We start from the raw sequence: 16263 nt of genomic DNA, 5'->3' as shown, positions 1-16263 counted from the left end.
ATTATGGCAAAATCAGCATTTTTAAAGTCATCTATTGCAAAAAAATATTGGATGGCACTTACGGGATTGTTCTTGTGCTTGTTTTTAGTTGGGCATTTATTAGGTAACTTACAATTGTTAGCTGGCGACACTATTGAAGCGGCGTTACAATTTAACAAGTATGCGCTATTTATGACTACTAATCCAGCAGTAAAATTACTTTCTTATTTAACGTACATTTCTATTATTTTTCACGCTATCGATGGGATTTATTTAGCAATTCAAAACCAAAAAGCACGTCCAGTAGCTTACGCAATGAGTAATCCTTCAAAAAACAGTAGTTTTTCTTCAAGAAATATGGCGGTTTTAGGAACAATTGTTTTGGTATTTATTTCTACACATATGATTAACTTTTGGGCAAAAATGCATTTTGATGCTACTATGCCTTTAGTTACGAAAACACAAGGAAATCAAGGGCAATCTCAATCTATGCTTATTGGAACACCAGATTCTAAAATTCAGACGATTCCTTTGCCTCCAGGTGGCTCTTTAAAAACATTAGTAGAACAAAATAATAATCAACCTGGAAATACTACTAAATTAGTTATCGAAGGTTCAAATATTGTTAAAGACGCTAAAACAGGTGAAGTTTTATTTATTGGTTTCAAAGATTTACACAAATTAACCTATGCTTTCTTTAAAAGTAAAGGAAAATTATTCAATGTAATTCCAAACGAAGGGTTGTTTTTCGTTATATTTTATGTGTTATCTATGATGGCATTAGGTTTCCATTTATGGCATGGCTTTCAAAGTGCTTTCCAATCTTTAGGAGCAAATGGTAAATTTACACCAGCTATTAAATCATTTGGAAAAGCATTTTCAGTTGTAGTTGCGTTTTTATTTGCAATTATTCCAATTTACATTCACTTTTTTACAAAATAAAAACATATGGCATTAGATTCTAAAATTCCTCAAGGTCATATTTCAGAAAAATGGACCAACCATAAGAATAATCTTAAATTGGTGGCTCCAAACAATAGACCAAAAATTGATGTAATCGTAGTAGGAACAGGTTTAGCAGGTGCTTCGGCTGCTGCTTCATTTGGAGAAATGGGTTACAATGTAAAAGCGTTTTGCTTTCAAGATTCACCTCGTAGAGCACACTCAATTGCGGCTCAAGGAGGAATAAACGCTGCGAAAAACTATCAAAATGATGGTGACAGTACTTATAGATTATTTTATGATACTATTAAAGGTGGTGATTACCGTGCGCGTGAAGCAAACGTACACCGTTTAGCAGAAGTATCTTCAAATATTATTGACCAATGTGTGGCACAAGGTGTTCCTTTTGCAAGAGATTATGGGGGATTATTAGATAACCGTTCATTTGGTGGAACACAAGTACAACGTACTTTTTATGCCGCTGGACAAACAGGTCAACAATTATTATTAGGAGCGTATTCTGCATTATCTAGACAAATTGGTTTAGGGAATGTAAAAATGTATAACCGTCACGAAATGCTTGACATTGTAAAAGTTGATGGCAAAGCTCGTGGAATTATTGCTCGTAATTTAATTACTGGTGAGTTAGAACGTCATTCAGCTCATGCTGTTATTATTGCATCGGGTGGTTATGGAAATGTATATTTCTTATCTACAAATGCAATGGGAAGTAACGTTACAGCTTCTTGGAAAGTACACAAAAAAGGAGCACATTTTGCAAATCCTTGTTTTGTACAAATTCATCCAACTTGTATTCCAGTTCATGGAACCAACCAAGCTAAATTGACTTTGATGTCAGAATCACTTCGTAATTCAGGGCGAATTTGGGTGCCTGCAAAAAAAGAAGACGCCGAAGCCATTAGATCGGGTAACTTAAAACCAACTCAAATTTCAGAATTAGATAGAGATTATTTCTTAGAGAGAAAATACCCTGCGTTTGGAAACTTAGTACCACGTGATGTAGCGTCTCGTGCAGCAAAAGATGTTTGTGATGCAGGTCACGGAATAGAAGCGAATGATACCAATGAAGGCGTTTATTTAGATTTTGCTTCAGAAATCATTACAAAAGGAAAACAAGCTGCGTTTACGCAAGGAGATCACAATCCATCTGATGAGAAAATTCAAGATTTAGGAAAAAAATGGGTAGAATCAAAATATGGAAATCTTTTCACGATGTATGAAAAAATTACAGATGAAAATCCATATGAAACACCAATGAAAATTTATCCTGCAGTGCATTACACAATGGGTGGAGTTTGGGTTGATTATAACTTAATGTCATCTATTCCAGGATGTTTCGTAGCTGGTGAAGCGAATTTCTCAGACCACGGAGCCAACCGTTTAGGAGCTTCTGCTTTAATGCAAGGTTTAGCGGATGGGTATTTCGTATTGCCTTACACAGTTTCTAACTATTTAGCAGACGAAATTAGAACAGGTAAAATTGCAACGGATACTCCAGAATTTATGGAGGCTGAAAATGCTGTTCGTCAGTCTATTGAGCAATTAATTAACAATAACGGTACAAAATCTGTTGACTATTTCCACAAAAAATTAGGATTAATTATGTGGAATAAAGTCGGAATGGCTAGAAATGAAAAAGGATTAACAGAAGCAATTGAAGAAATTGGACAATTAAGAGAAGATTTCTATGCTGATGTAAGAGTTCCAGGTGCAGCAAACGAATTGAACCAAGAATTAGAAAAAGCACTTCGTGTAGCTGATTTTATTGAATTGGGACAATTAATGGCAAAAGATGCTTTATTACGTAAAGAATCTTGTGGTGGACATTTCCGTGAAGAATATCAAGATGCTGAAGGAGAAACGCTTCGTGATGATGAAAATTTCGCTTATGTTGCAGCTTGGGAATATAATGGAAGCGATGCAAGTAAATCAGTACTTCATAAAGAAGAATTGAAATATGAGTTTATCAAAATTGCAGCTAGAAACTATAAATAAGATATTATGAGTGCTAAAAAAAATATAAATATCAACCTTAAAATTTGGCGTCAAAAAAATGCTGGAACTAAAGGTAAAATGGAAACATATAAATTAGATAATGTTTCTACTGACAGTTCTTTCTTGGAAATGTTAGACCAATTAAATGAGCAATTAATCAATAGCCAACAAGAGCCAGTAGCATTTGACCACGATTGTCGTGAAGGAATTTGCGGAATGTGTTCGTTATATATTAATGGTCGTGCACACGGTCCAGATACTGGAACTACAACATGTCAGTTACATATGCGTAAATTTAAAGATGGCGAAACTATTTTTATTGAACCATGGAGAAGTAAAGCGTTTCCAGTTGTAAAAGACTTAATGGTAGATAGAAGTGCTTTTGACAGAATTCAACAAGCAGGTGGATTCGTATCTGTAAATACTTCAGGTCGTACTATTGACGCTAATGCAACTCCAATTAACAAACAAGATGCAGATAAAGCTTTTGAAGCAGCAGCTTGTATTGGATGTGGAGCTTGTGTGGCGACTTGTAAAAACGGTTCAGCCATGTTATTCGTTGGAGCAAAAGTTTCTCAATACGCTTTATTACCGCAAGGAAAAGTAGAAGCTACAGAGAGAGTTTTAAATATGGTACGTCAAATGGACGAAGAAGGTTTCGGAAATTGTACCAATACAGGAGCGTGTGAAGTAGAATGTCCAAAAGGAATTTCTTTAGAAAACATCGCCCGTATGAATAGAGAATATTTAAAAGCAAGTGTACTTTAATTTGAACACAACTTTATTAAAATAAAAAACGCATTCAAATTTGAATGCGTTTTTTTATATTATTTTAACTCCAATTCTTGATCCACATCCCAATTGGCTCTTACGTCAATTAAACCGGGAAAATAAATCATTTCTTCGGGTTGTAATTTGGTTTTGAAATTTCCTGAATCCCAAATTCTATTTTTATTATCGTCATAAAACAAACGTACTTGGTAGTTGCTTGGCTGAATGGCCTCAAAATACAATTCGGTTTCTTTAGTACAGTATTTTTCGCTAACGATATCTCCAGAAGTATTTAAAATTTGTACCACATACGGAAATCTATTGATGTTTTTCAATCGCAATTTTAAATTTCCAAAATCGCTTATTGCGCCTTTATCGAATGCAAATTTCAAACTGTCCGACTTGGTGTCGTATGCATCTTCTATAGCTCCTGGAAGAAGTTCTAAATCATATTTTTCGTTTTCTTCTTGTTTGAAGTCAAAAGAAATCAATTGCTCAAAATCGTTAATTTCTGTTGTGAAGGAGACTGAAGTACTATCTTTTTTTCTCAGAAATATTTTCTCAGCATTTATTTTTTTAATTGGCGTAGTGGTTTCTAAACTAAGTTTTTCGTTAAATTGAAATTTTTTATTAGCAAAAAGCGTCACTTTTAATGAATCGGCTTCTTTTAGCTTTTTTAATTTCACCACATAATTTTTCAAATAGTTGTCAGATTTCACAAGTATTTGTATAGAATCTTTAGCTTCTTTAGGCATAAAAACTTGTAAAGTATCCGATTTTTTATTCGCTGATTTTGCAAATCGTAAAGGCGTTTCAATGTTATTTTTTTTATAAAAAAGTTTCACATTGTTAGCATTGCCTTCGTAACCTAAAAACAATTTGTTGTTGCTTTCCAGTGTTGGCGAATAGGTTTTGATTTCGTTTTTTTCAGCAAATAGTTTTAAAGTATAACTACTATCTGAAGGAATTTTTATTTTTTCCTTTTTAAAGGCAATTTTTTCCGTTTTAGCCTGATAATTGTAATTGTTGTTTTTGTCTTTTAAAGCCACTAAATAATAGTTACCTTCTTTTATGTTTTCAATAGTAAACTTTGTGTTTTTTTCTAAAGTATTAGTAATGTAAACGGGTTTGTTTTTATAGACTAATGTATCATTATACGTTTCAGCGTCATATAACATCACGGTTACAAATTCATCTGTTTCTTTTTCAAATGCGTCTACAATTTCTCCTGAAACTTTTAAAGAATCTACAAAAGCTCCTGTTGAAAACACATATTTAAATTGCGAATACGGGATGCCTTCGTTGTAATCTGCAATACTTTGTCCAAAATTAAAACTGTAGGTAGTATTCGGTTTTAAATCTTCATTTAAAGTAATTGAAATGAATTTACTCGCACTTCCTTGTGGCACAATTGTTGGATTTTTTGCCATAGGTGGCGACACAATCAATTGTTTGTTAATGTCTTTTACTTTTATGTATTCGCTAAAATCAATTTTTATAGTTTTTCCAGAAAAATTGGTTTCATAATTTTTCGGTGTACTTTTTACAATAACGGGTGCTATACTATCTTTTGGGCCACCAGAAACCATACCTCTTTTGGCACAACTGATACATATAAGAGAAATTATAGTAAGAAGTAATATGATTTTTTTCATTAATTATGTAGCTATTTAATCCTGCAAAGTAACAATTATATTCATTCGCATCATAATATTTAAATAAATTTTATGATTGTGTATATGCCATTGTTACAATGCTAATTCTGGTGTTTTTAATTTTTAATATTTCTTTAGCACACGCTTCAATAGTGGCGCCAGTAGTAAAAATATCATCTACAAGCAACACGTGTTTTCCTTCAATTTTATGGGCGTTTTCAATTGAAAATACATTTTTATTGGTTTCTAAGCGATTTTCTTTTGACTTTTGAATTTGTGATTTTAAGTTAATTGATTTTACTAAAACAGAATCAATAATCGGAATAGCTAAGTTTTTTTCTAATGCTTCACAAAAAGTAGTAACTTGATTGTATCCTCTTTCGTGAAGACGTTTTTTATGTAAGGGCACAGGAATTATTACATCAATATCATTAAAAATAGGCAAATCTAATACGTTTTTTAAAAAAATATCTCCTAAAAAAGTGCCGATTTCTTGTTGGTTTTTATATTTTAAATTGTGCATTAGTTGTTGTGCAATCCCTTTTTTTCTAAAATATAATAACGAAGCACCAAATTCAAAAGGCACTATGCCATAAAATGCCCTATGCATTTCATTTTCTTTTAAATTATGATGATGAGTAAGTGGCAAATGATGCATACAAGTGGTGCAAATTATTTTTTCGTTTTTTAAAAGTAGTTTCGAACAGCCATTACAAAACGCAGGAAACACCACGTTTAACAGATTTTTATGTATTTGGTCGAAAAATTTTATCATATTAAAACATTAGTTTTACTTTAGTAAAAATATTTAGAATGTCTTCAAAAAGAAACAACAACACCTATAAGGTCGCTATACTTTTATTGTCAATTTTTTTACTGCTTGTGTTATTTAAAAGTTATAAAGATAACAAATCTGCTAAAGAACTACAAGACACATTAAAACAAGAAACATTAATTACGCAAAGTCAATTATCAGAAATACTTACGAAGTACGATTCTGTTTCGAGTTTATATAATAATTTTGATGAAAGTTTTCAGGATTTGTCTATAAAAGTGTCTGATTTAAAAGATCCTAAAAAGAATATTAAATTTAAGAATTTATCGGAATTAAATAAGGAAATTGATCAAATAAAGGATTCAATTAAAATACTGAAAGAAAAATTAAAGCAAATAGAAAAACTTAGAACGTTAATTAAACCAGAAGTTAAAACTCCAAAAATTACTGAAAATACGGCTTTAAAAGATGCTAAGTTTGAAGTAACTAATTTGCAAGTAAAAGGGGTTAAGTTTCTTACAGATAATAAAACACCAAATAAAGTAAAACCAATTGAACAAATTAGAGTTTGCTTTACAGTTGATAGAAATAAATTAATTTCTTCTGGCGAAAAAGAATTTTTTGTACAAGTCGTAAATCCTAAAAACGATATCGTTTCTGTAGAAGATTTAACCTTTGAAAATAATAATATTACTTTAAAATATAGTAAATTAGTAAAGTTTGAATACCAGCAACAAATAACAGATGTTTGCAGTTATGTTGATTTAGAAAAGAACAAAACGGTAAAAGGAAGATATATTGTAAACTTATATTCAGGAACTACTAAAATTAGTTCAACCATTTTCAATTATAATTAAAAAATTACTTTTTTAATTCCTTTCCTATTTTTACTTTTGCAACATGGCAAAACAAGAAGACTTATTTAAGAATGTAGTTTCGCATGCAAAAGAATACGGATTTATTTTCCCTTCTAGCGAAATTTACGATGGTTTAAGTGCGGTATATGATTACGCACAAAACGGTGTAGAACTAAAAAAAAATATTAGAGAATATTGGTGGAAATCCATGGTGCAAATGCATGAAAATATTGTAGGTTTAGACGCAGCAATATTAATGCACCCAACTACTTGGAAAGCATCAGGACATGTTGATGCGTTTAACGACCCATTAATTGACAACAAAGATTCTAAAAAAAGATATCGTGCAGATGTTTTAATTGAAGATTATGCCGAAAAATTAAACATTAAAGCACAAAAAGAAATAGAAAAAGCAAAGGCGCGTTTTGGTGATGCTTTTAACGAACGAGAATTTATTACTACAAACCCAAGAGTTGTAGAATATCTATCTAAAAAGAACGAAATTTTAGCCAGAATGGCGAAAAGTTTAGACGCTGGTGATTTAGATGATGTAAAACTTTTAATTGAAGAATTAGAAATCGCTTGTCCAGATTCTGGATCTCGTAATTGGACAGAAGTACGCCAGTTCAACTTAATGTTTGGTACTAAATTAGGCGCTTCTGCGGATACGGCGATGGATTTGTATTTGCGTCCAGAAACGGCACAGGGAATTTTCGTAAACTTTTTAAATGTTCAAAAAACAGGCCGAATGAAAATTCCTTTTGGAATTGCACAAACGGGTAAAGCTTTTAGAAATGAAATTGTGGCGAGACAATTTATTTTTCGTATGCGCGAATTTGAACAAATGGAAATGCAGTTTTTCGTGAAACCAGGTGAAGAAATGAAATGGTACGAATACTGGAAAACTACGCGATTAAATTGGCACAAATCATTAGGATTAGGTGCTGAAAATTATCGTTTTCACGACCATGAAAAATTAGCACACTACGCAAATGCAGCTGCTGATATTGAATTTAATTTTCCATTCGGATTTAAAGAATTAGAAGGAATTCATTCCCGTACAGATTTCGATTTAAAAGCTCACGAGCAATTTTCGGGTAAAAAATTACAATATTTTGATACTGAAGAAAATAAAAACTACGTGCCTTATGTAGTGGAAACATCCGTTGGTTTAGATAGAATGTTTTTGGCGGTATTTTCAAAAGCATTACAAGAAGAAACATTAGAAGATGGCTCTACTCGTACTGTATTGCGTTTGCCTTCTGTTTTAGCACCTACAAAGGCAGCTGTTTTACCTTTGGTTAAAAAAGATGGGTTACCAGAAATTGCCAAAGAAATTATGGAAGAATTAAAATGGGATTTCAATGTAGCATACGATGAAAAAGATGCCGTTGGTCGTCGTTACAGACGTCAAGATGCTTTGGGTACGCCATTTTGTGTTACTGTAGATCATCAAACGTTGGAAGACAAAACGGTTACTATTCGTTATAGAGATACGATGGTTCAAGAACGTGTAGCAATTGACGATTTAAAAAACATTATTGATAAAGAAGTTTCGGTAAGAAATTGGTTAATGAAAATGTAATATGTTCAGAATAAATAAAAAAAACGCCAAATTCATTGAATTTGGCGTTTTTTTTATTTTTTAGCATTTTGGTGTTTTTCTAGCCTAGCTAAAATTCGATTGTGCATGTGTTTGTAATTGTTCACTTCTGCAGCGTAATATCTGTTATTTTGATGATACGTAGCACTATCAATTTTGTATTTTTTATAAATAAAGTTTTTAGCTTCAATTTTGTTGGCTTGTAAAATTTCTGGGGCATTACTATTAGCGGCTTGTAAAATTGCTATATCATATAAAATATTTTCCATAGTTTTTTCGTCCAAAAGTTTTTTCGGAGGTTTTACGGGATTTTCGCTACAAGCAAATAATCCAAAAAAAACGGTTAAATAAATTATTTTTTTCATCTAGCTTTATTCTCTATCAAAAGTTAACCTTTGTCCAGCTATAATATCCTTTACCTTTCCATTGGCATAAGCCAGTTTTCCATTTACAAAAGTGTGTGTCACTCTCGATTTAAAATTAATTCCTTCAAATGGCGACCAGCCACATTTTGCAATAATATTTTCTTTTTTTACATTCCAAGGCATATGTGGATTCACTATAACTAAATCGGCAAAATAACCTTCTTTAATAAAACCACGATTTTCTATTTTGAAAATTTTCGCTGGATTATGACACATTTTTTCAACGATCTTTTCTATAGAAATTTTACCATTAAAGTAGGACTCCATCATGGCTACTAAAGCATGTTGTACTAATGGACCTCCAGATGGGCAAGTTGTATATGGATTTGATTTTTCTTCTAAAGTATGAGGCGCATGGTCTGTGGCAATTACATCTATTCTATCATCTAAAAGTGCTTTCCAAAGTGCGTCCTTATCTTCTTTCGTTTTAACAGCTGGATTCCATTTAATTAATGAACCTTTGGTTTCATAATCTGCATCTATAAACCACAAATGATGAATACAAACTTCAGCTGTAATTTGTTTCTTTTCAAGCGGAATTTTATTTGTAAATAAGTCTAATTCTTTAGCCGTTGAAATATGAAAAACATGCAATCTTGCTCCAGTTTTTTTTGCTAATTCAATAACTCTAACAGTAGACTCGTAACATGCTGCTACACTTCTAATTTCTGGGTGTTTTTCTACTGGAATGTCATCACCGTAGATTTCTTTGTATTTCGCTAAATTATTTTTTACAATGGTTTCGTCTTCGCTATGAACAGCTATTAAAAGTTTCGTATTAGAAAATATTTTTTCTAACGAGGCAGAACTATCTACTAACATATCACCAGTAGATGATCCCAAAAACAGTTTTAAACCCGCTACATTTTTAGGATTGGTTTTTAAAATTTCTTCTAAATTATCGTTTGTGCCGCCCATCATAAATGAATAATTGGCGTGAGATGTTTTGGAAGCAATTTGATATTTATCCTCTAAAAGCTCTTGAGTTACTGCGTTCGGAACCGTGTTGGGTTGCTCAATATATGAGGTAATTCCACCAGCAACTGCGGCTTTACTTTCTGATGCGATGTCGCCTTTGTGTGTAAGTCCTGGCTCTCTAAAATGAACTTGATCATCAATAACACCAGGTATTAAAAAACTTCCTTCTGCATCAATAATTATACATTCCGAAGATTTTGCACTGATGTTTTCTGCAATCTGACGGATAATTTCATTCTCAATTAATACATCTCCTTCAAAGACGCTCCCTTCATTTACAATTCTTGCATTTTTAATTAAAAATGTACTCATTTATAGTTTGTTAAATATTTTTCTAATTCGTAACATAATCACCCCAATTACAGCTTCACGGATAATGGCGCCGCTCATTTTAGATTCGCCTAAGGTTCTGTCTGTAAAAATAATAGGAACTTCTTCAATCTTAAATTTATTTACAAAAGCACGATATTTCATTTCTATTTGAAATGCATATCCTACAAACTTAATTTTATCAATATTTATTGTTTCTAAAACATTTCTTTTATAACAAATAAAACCAGCTGTGGCATCATGAATTTGCATTCCGGTAATAAATTTTACATAAACCGAAGCAAAATAAGACATCAAAACTCGGTTTAAAGGCCAGTTAACCACGTTTACACCTTTAGAATATCTTGAGCCAATTGCCACATCAGCGCCGTTTTGACAAGCCAAATATAATTTTTCTAAATCGTTTGGATTATGAGAAAAATCGGCATCCATTTCATAAATATATTGATAATTATGCGAAAGCGCCCATTTAAACCCATGCACATAAGCAGTTCCTAAACCAGATTTTTTTGTTCTAACTTCTAAAAATAATTTTTCCGGATACTGTTTTTGTAATTCAGCTACTTTATTAAATGTTCCGTCGGGCGAATTATCATCCACAATTAAAACGTGGAAGCTTGAAGGCAATTGAAAAACAGCATGGATAATCCGCTCTATATTTTCAATTTCGTTGTATGTAGGTATAATTACTATTCCTGCTGACATTGTTACTTTTATTACTTTACAAAATTAAGTTATTTTTACATTTATTTTCTTAATAATTTTATAATTTATTTGAGTTATTTTTTTTGTTACTTTTGCAGTATGAATATTTTGCAATTATCAGAACGAATTTTAGTTAATAAAGATTGGGCAACCGTATTATTTGTGTTGGCAATTTCTATTGTAGCGCTTAATAAAACTGTTTTTTCGGTTCGATTTAACGAATTTATAAAATTAGGATATTCAGACAAGTACAATAAAGTATATAAAGACACAAATAATTTATTGAGTTGGTTTACCATTTCTATGTTTGTTATTCAATTACTTTCATTTTCGTTTTTTATTTTGTTGCTGTTAAGTTATTTTAATTACACTCAAACCGATAATTATATTACATATATTCAAATTATTACTTTTTTGTTTGTTTTTATTTTGTCTAAGTTTTTAATTGAAAAAATTATAGGCACAACTATTAATTCGGAAAGTTTAGTGGATCAATTTAACTTAATAAAAGTCAATTATCGCGCTTTTTTAGGGTTTGTATTATTGCCGATTAATATTATTTTGTATTATAATTCTTGGCCTATAAAAGCGGTTTTTTATATTATTTTAACTATTTTTTTACTATATAATGTTTTCACTTATTATTTTTTAGTAAAAACATATCAAAAGACTATTTTAGGCAATTTATTTTATTTTATTTTATATCTTTGCACGCTTGAAATACTACCATATTATTTCATGTATTATTGGGTAACGAAAAATTAGGAATTTGTTAGATATGTCAAATTTGAAAGTAAAAACGATTTTGGTTTCGCAACCAGAGCCTAAAGTGGATAATTCTCCATATCACGATTTACAAAATAAATTTAAGGTTAAAATTGATTTTAGACCTTTTATTCATGTTGAGGGGGTTTCTGCAAAGGAAGTAAGAACGCAAAAAATTGATTTAAATAATTTTACAGCAATTATTTTTACAAGTAAAAATGCAATAGATCATTTTTTTAGAGTAGCTGAAGAAATGAGATATAAAATTCCTGAAGATTTAAAATATTTTTGTCAATCGGAAGCAGTTGCGTTTTACTTACAAAAATATGTTGTGTACAGAAAACGTAAAATTTACGTAGGTCAGAAGGATTTTGCTGACTTAGCACCACTTATAAAAAAATATAAAGACGAAAAGTTTTTATTGCCGAATACAGATCAATTGAATCATGATGTGCCACAAACATTAGATGGTTTAAAAGTTGATTGGAAACAAGGTATTTTCTATAAAACTGTAATGAGTGACTTATCTGATTTAAAAGATGTGTATTATGATGTTTTGGCTTTTTTTAGTCCAACAGGAATAAAATCATTGTTTAAGAATTTCCCAAATTTTGAGCAAAATAACACAAGAATTGCTGTGTTTGGGTCAACTACTCAGAAAGAAGCATTAGATCATGGATTACGAGTTGATATTTTAGCGCCAGCTCCAGGAACACCATCTATGACAGGTGCTTTGGAAAAATATGTAGCAGAAGCAAATAAAGGGAAATAATTATTTTATATATAAATTAAAAAAGCGTTCAGAAATGAACGCTTTTTTTGTGACATATAAAAACGTCTTGATTTACAAGACGTTTTAAAAGTAGGTTATTTTTGGTAGGTTATAATTTTGGACCTGCTTCGACTAAAGCAGCGCCTTCTTCATTATCTGTGTATTGTAAAAAATTCTTAATAAAACGAGAAGCTAAATCTGTAGCTTTTGTATCCCATTCTGAAGTATTTGCATAGGTATTTCTTGGATCTAAAATAGTGTCGTCAACATCGTGTAATGAAGTTGGCACTTCAAAATTAAAAACAGGTACAATTGTAGTTGCTGCTTTTTCAATTGAACCATCTAAAATGGCATCAATTATAGCTCTTGTGTCTTTAATAGATATTCGTTTTCCAGTTCCATTCCAACCGGTGTTTACCATGTAAGCAGTAGCTTGATGTTCTTCCATTTTTTTTACTAACTCTTCACCGTATTTTGTTGGATGTAAAGTTAAAAAAGCTTTTCCAAAACAAGCCGAAAACGTTGGTTCTGGTTGTGTAACCCCTCTCTCAGTTCCTGCTAATTTTGCGGTAAATCCTGATAAAAAATAATATTTTGTTTGTTCAGGCGTTAATTTTGAAACTGGTGGCATAACCCCAAAAGCATCTGCGGTTAAAAAGATAACTTTATTAGCATGTCCTGCTTTTGAAATAGGTTTTACTATATTGTCTATATGATAAATAGGATATGAAACACGTGTATTTTGTGTTACGGAACCATCTTTAAAATCTATTTTTCCATTTGCGTCAACCGTAACATTTTCTAATAAGGCGTCTTTTTTTATAGCTTTAAAAATATCAGGTTCGTTTGCCGCACTTAAATCAATAGTTTTTGCATAGCAACCGCCTTCAAAATTAAACACGCCATCATTATCCCAGCCGTGTTCGTCATCACCAATTAATTCGCGTTTAGGGTCAGTAGATAATGTTGTTTTTCCTGTTCCAGAAAGCCCGAAGAAAACAGCTACATCGCCATTTGTTCCTTTATTTGCAGAACAATGCATCGATGAAATTCCTTGTAAGGGTAAGTAATAATTCATTAATGCGAAAAGTCCTTTTTTCATTTCTCCACCATACCAAGTCCCACCAATTAATTGAATTTTTTCTGTTAAGTTAAAGGCAACGTACACTTCCGAATTTAATCCGTGCGCAGCGTAATCTTTAAACGATGTTTTAGAACCATTCATCACCACGAAATCTGGTTCGCCAAAGTTTGCTAATTCTTCTTTGGTTGGTCTGATGAACATATTTGTTACAAAGTGCGCTTGCCAAGCCACTTCCATAATGAAACGAACTTTTAAACGTGTGTTTTCATTTGCACCACAAAACGCATCTATTACAAAAAGTCTTTTTCCAGATAATTGAGTTGAAGTAGTTTCTTTTAAGGCATCCCAAGTTTCTGTTGAAATAGGTTTGTTATCGTTAACCGCTTTTTCAGAATTCCACCAAATGGTATTTTCAGTTGTGCTGTCTTTTACTATATATTTGTCTTTAGGAGAACGACCTGTAAATTCACCCGTCATTACATTAACGGCGCCAAGTTCTGTTAGTTGACCTTTTTCATAACCTTGTAGGTTGTCATTTAACTCTTCGTTATAAAGTAAATCATAGGAAGGGTTATATACGATTTCGGTAACATTTTTGATTCCATATTTTTCTAACGAAATCGATTTCGTAAATTGAGCGTAGGTATCCATAAAATTATAAGTTATGTTGCTTTTATTTAAAGTGCAAAATTAAACAATAATTTGACAAATACGCGTTTTCTGTTATTTTTTCGTCAAAATTGCATAAAATAAATATCCCCAAGATAGGATAAGAAGTAAACCTCCTATTGGTGTTATAGGCCCAATTAGTTTTGATTTAATTCCAGTTAAGCCGTTAGTTGTTAATACATAAATGGAACCTGAAAAAAAGAACACACCCGTTAAAGTCAAATAAAATATGATTGTTTTTTCCTTTAAGGTAATAATTTGCGTTGCGCCAATGAACAATAAAAACAAGGCGTGATACATTTGATATTTCACACCTGTTTCAAAAGAATTTAATTGTTCAACAGTAAGTGTTTTTTTTAGGGCGTGTGCACCAAAAGCCCCAAATATAATAGCTAAAAAGCCCAAAGTACAAGCGGCAAGTAGAATTTTCTTTTCCATGGATTGTGTTTTATCTCTTCACAAATATAATAAACTTCAATTCAAATTTTTTTATAAATGCTCGTTTTTATTTTTTAGAAATATAACATTTCATTACCTTCGTGTGATATTAAAGTAAAATGAGAAAGATATTAATCATAGGAGCAGGTCGATCTGCCTCTTCACTTATAAAATATTTATTAGATAAATCAGAAGCTGAAAATTTGCTACTTACCATAGCTGATTTATCAGAAGCATTAGCCAATAAGAAAACGGGAAACCATAAAAATGCACGTGCCATTTCTTTTGATGTTTGTAATGACGAACAACGTAAACAAGAAATTCAACAAGCGGATATTGTTATTTCAATGTTGCCGGCTCATCTTCATATTGAGGTAGCTAAAGACTGCGTTTTCTATAAAAAAAATATGATTACTGCATCGTACATTAGTGAAGAAATGAAAAGTTTAGATTTTCAAGCTAAAGAAAACCAAATTGTTTTGATGAATGAAATTGGTTTAGATCCAGGAATAGACCATATGAGTGCTATGAAAATTATGGACGACATTAAAAGTAAAGGCGGAAAAATTATTCTTTTCGAATCTTTTTGTGGCGGTTTAGTAGCTCCTGAAAGTGATACCAATTTGTGGAATTATAAATTTACTTGGAATCCAAGAAATGTCGTTTTAGCGGGTCAAGGCGGCGCGGCAAAATTCATACAAGAAGGCACTTATAAGTACATTCCTTATCATAAATTATTTAGAAGAACCGAATTTTTAGAAGTAGAAGGTTTTGGACGATTTGAAGCATACGCCAATAGAGATTCTTTAAAATATAGAGAGGTTTATGGATTAGATGCAGTAGATACTTGTTATCGAGGAACTATAAGAAGAGTCGGTTTTTCAAAAGCTTGGGATGTTTTCGTGCAATTAGGTATGACAGATGATACCTATATTATTGATGATTCTGAACTTATGAGTAATCGCGATTTTGTAAATTTATTTTTGCCTTATCACCCAACGGACTCTGTGGAAATTAAATTCAGACATCAATTAAAAATTGATCAAGATGATGTAATTTGGGACAAACTTTTAGAGTTAGATTTGTTTAGTAAATCTGTAGTTACAGGTTTAAAAAATGCGACTCCAGCTCAAATGTTGGAAAAAATACTGTCGTATAAATGGACGTTACAACCAGAAGATAAAGATATGATTGTGATGTATCATAAAATAGGTTATGAAATTAATGGTGAGCAAAAACAAATTGATTCAACAATGGTTTGTTTGGGCGACGATCAAACGTATACAGCGATGGCAAAAACTGTGGGATTACCCGTAGCCATTGCCACTTTGAAAATATTAAACGGAGAAATATCAACTACTGGCGTACAATTACCAACCGCAAAAGAAGTGTATCTGCCAATTTTAGTAGAGTTAGAACAGTATGGCGTAGTTTTTAAAGAATTTGATGTGCCTTATTTTGGATACGATTACTATAATTAAATAAAAAAATCCAAATTC

General features: G+C 31.7%; 15 protein-coding genes. 8 read left to right on the top strand and 7 right to left on the bottom strand.

Annotated features, from left to right (window positions below; genetic code table 11):
• Positions 1-3 precede the first annotated feature (3 nt).
• Genes ACIQ16_RS00590 through ACIQ16_RS00580 form a run of 3 tightly spaced genes read left to right on the top strand, consistent with a single transcriptional unit; the run spans position 4 to position 3705 of the window.
• On the top strand, positions 4-921 hold the full coding sequence (locus ACIQ16_RS00590; RefSeq protein ID WP_396148070.1) for a succinate dehydrogenase cytochrome b subunit: 918 nt from the start codon (positions 4-6) through the stop codon (positions 919-921).
• A 6-nt stretch (positions 922-927) separates the two neighbouring features.
• The gene (locus ACIQ16_RS00585) at positions 928-2937 is read left to right on the top strand and encodes a fumarate reductase/succinate dehydrogenase flavoprotein subunit (RefSeq protein WP_396148069.1); all 2010 of its coding nucleotides are present in this window, start codon (positions 928-930) and stop codon (positions 2935-2937) included.
• 6 nt (positions 2938-2943) lie between these two features.
• Entirely contained in the window at positions 2944-3705 is a 762-nt protein-coding gene (locus ACIQ16_RS00580; protein ID WP_396148068.1) for a succinate dehydrogenase/fumarate reductase iron-sulfur subunit, read from the top strand.
• Positions 3706-3764: 59 nt separating this feature from the next.
• On the opposite strand, the gene ACIQ16_RS00575 is transcribed toward ACIQ16_RS00580, so the two are convergent.
• Both ACIQ16_RS00575 and ACIQ16_RS00570 read right to left on the bottom strand, forming a co-directional pair.
• Positions 3765-5363: an Ig-like domain-containing protein gene (locus tag ACIQ16_RS00575; protein ID WP_396148067.1), complete on the bottom strand. Its 1599-nt coding sequence runs from the start codon at positions 5361-5363 to the stop codon at positions 3765-3767.
• Positions 5364-5433: 70 nt separating this feature from the next.
• On the bottom strand, positions 5434-6138 hold the full coding sequence (locus ACIQ16_RS00570) for a ComF family protein (protein ID WP_396148066.1): 705 nt from the start codon (positions 6136-6138) through the stop codon (positions 5434-5436).
• A 38-nt stretch (positions 6139-6176) separates the two neighbouring features.
• Between ACIQ16_RS00570 and ACIQ16_RS00565 the strand changes: the two genes are divergently transcribed.
• Complete coding sequence (locus ACIQ16_RS00565) at positions 6177-6995, top strand: hypothetical protein (RefSeq protein WP_396148065.1); 819 nt, start codon at positions 6177-6179, stop codon at positions 6993-6995.
• 43 nt (positions 6996-7038) lie between these two features.
• The gene (locus ACIQ16_RS00560) at positions 7039-8580 is read left to right on the top strand and encodes a glycine--tRNA ligase (protein ID WP_396148064.1); all 1542 of its coding nucleotides are present in this window, start codon (positions 7039-7041) and stop codon (positions 8578-8580) included.
• A gap of 53 nt (positions 8581-8633) precedes the next feature.
• Here ACIQ16_RS00560 and ACIQ16_RS00555 read toward each other — a convergent pair whose 3' ends face one another.
• From ACIQ16_RS00555 to ACIQ16_RS00545, 3 genes are read right to left on the bottom strand one after another with little or no spacing between them, the layout of a single operon-like run.
• On the bottom strand, positions 8634-8963 hold the full coding sequence (locus tag ACIQ16_RS00555; protein ID WP_396148063.1) for a DUF4296 domain-containing protein: 330 nt from the start codon (positions 8961-8963) through the stop codon (positions 8634-8636).
• 6 nt (positions 8964-8969) lie between these two features.
• The gene (locus ACIQ16_RS00550; RefSeq protein ID WP_396148062.1) at positions 8970-10313 is read right to left on the bottom strand and encodes a dihydroorotase; all 1344 of its coding nucleotides are present in this window, start codon (positions 10311-10313) and stop codon (positions 8970-8972) included.
• Positions 10314-11036, bottom strand: coding sequence for a polyprenol monophosphomannose synthase (locus ACIQ16_RS00545; RefSeq protein WP_396148061.1), 723 nt, complete (start codon positions 11034-11036; stop codon positions 10314-10316).
• 99 nt (positions 11037-11135) lie between these two features.
• On the opposite strand from ACIQ16_RS00545, the gene ACIQ16_RS00540 reads away from it, so the two are divergent.
• The gene (locus ACIQ16_RS00540; RefSeq protein ID WP_396148060.1) at positions 11136-11801 is read left to right on the top strand and encodes a DUF4271 domain-containing protein; all 666 of its coding nucleotides are present in this window, start codon (positions 11136-11138) and stop codon (positions 11799-11801) included.
• A 22-nt stretch (positions 11802-11823) separates the two neighbouring features.
• Entirely contained in the window at positions 11824-12573 is a 750-nt protein-coding gene (locus ACIQ16_RS00535; protein WP_396148102.1) for a uroporphyrinogen-III synthase, read from the top strand.
• Positions 12574-12682: 109 nt separating this feature from the next.
• On the opposite strand, the gene pckA is transcribed toward ACIQ16_RS00535, so the two are convergent.
• Complete coding sequence (gene pckA, locus ACIQ16_RS00530) at positions 12683-14308, bottom strand: phosphoenolpyruvate carboxykinase (ATP) (protein ID WP_396148059.1); 1626 nt, start codon at positions 14306-14308, stop codon at positions 12683-12685.
• 72 nt (positions 14309-14380) lie between these two features.
• Complete coding sequence (locus ACIQ16_RS00525) at positions 14381-14764, bottom strand: DUF423 domain-containing protein (protein ID WP_396148058.1); 384 nt, start codon at positions 14762-14764, stop codon at positions 14381-14383.
• Positions 14765-14883: 119 nt separating this feature from the next.
• On the opposite strand from ACIQ16_RS00525, the gene ACIQ16_RS00520 reads away from it, so the two are divergent.
• On the top strand, positions 14884-16245 hold the full coding sequence (locus ACIQ16_RS00520) for a saccharopine dehydrogenase family protein (protein WP_396148057.1): 1362 nt from the start codon (positions 14884-14886) through the stop codon (positions 16243-16245).
• Positions 16246-16263 lie beyond the last annotated feature (18 nt).

It is taken from the genome of Flavobacterium sp., from assembly GCF_044360715.1.
Lineage (GTDB): Bacteria > Bacteroidota > Bacteroidia > Flavobacteriales > Flavobacteriaceae > Flavobacterium.
The sequence above is the reverse complement of the archived record's forward strand: the minus strand, read 5'-3'. Positions and strand labels throughout refer to the sequence as shown.

Excerpts from the sequence above, each read along its gene's own strand:
- ACIQ16_RS00590 (WP_396148070.1), top strand. The coding sequence starts at position 4 with ATGGCAAAATCAGCATTTTTAAAGTCATCTATTGCAAAAAAATATTGG.
- ACIQ16_RS00585 (WP_396148069.1), top strand. The coding sequence starts at position 928 with ATGGCATTAGATTCTAAAATTCCTCAAGGTCATATTTCAGAAAAATGG.
- ACIQ16_RS00580 (WP_396148068.1), top strand. The coding sequence starts at position 2,944 with ATGAGTGCTAAAAAAAATATAAATATCAACCTTAAAATTTGGCGTCAA.
- ACIQ16_RS00575 (WP_396148067.1), bottom strand. The coding sequence starts at position 5,363 with ATGAAAAAAATCATATTACTTCTTACTATAATTTCTCTTATATGTATC.
- ACIQ16_RS00570 (WP_396148066.1), bottom strand. The coding sequence starts at position 6,138 with ATGATAAAATTTTTCGACCAAATACATAAAAATCTGTTAAACGTGGTG.
- ACIQ16_RS00565 (WP_396148065.1), top strand. The coding sequence starts at position 6,177 with ATGTCTTCAAAAAGAAACAACAACACCTATAAGGTCGCTATACTTTTA.
- ACIQ16_RS00560 (WP_396148064.1), top strand. The coding sequence starts at position 7,039 with ATGGCAAAACAAGAAGACTTATTTAAGAATGTAGTTTCGCATGCAAAA.
- ACIQ16_RS00555 (WP_396148063.1), bottom strand. The coding sequence starts at position 8,963 with ATGAAAAAAATAATTTATTTAACCGTTTTTTTTGGATTATTTGCTTGT.
- ACIQ16_RS00550 (WP_396148062.1), bottom strand. The coding sequence starts at position 10,313 with ATGAGTACATTTTTAATTAAAAATGCAAGAATTGTAAATGAAGGGAGC.
- ACIQ16_RS00545 (WP_396148061.1), bottom strand. The coding sequence starts at position 11,036 with ATGTCAGCAGGAATAGTAATTATACCTACATACAACGAAATTGAAAAT.
- ACIQ16_RS00540 (WP_396148060.1), top strand. The coding sequence starts at position 11,136 with ATGAATATTTTGCAATTATCAGAACGAATTTTAGTTAATAAAGATTGG.
- pckA (WP_396148059.1), bottom strand. The coding sequence starts at position 14,308 with ATGGATACCTACGCTCAATTTACGAAATCGATTTCGTTAGAAAAATAT.
- ACIQ16_RS00525 (WP_396148058.1), bottom strand. The coding sequence starts at position 14,764 with ATGGAAAAGAAAATTCTACTTGCCGCTTGTACTTTGGGCTTTTTAGCT.
- ACIQ16_RS00520 (WP_396148057.1), top strand. The coding sequence starts at position 14,884 with ATGAGAAAGATATTAATCATAGGAGCAGGTCGATCTGCCTCTTCACTT.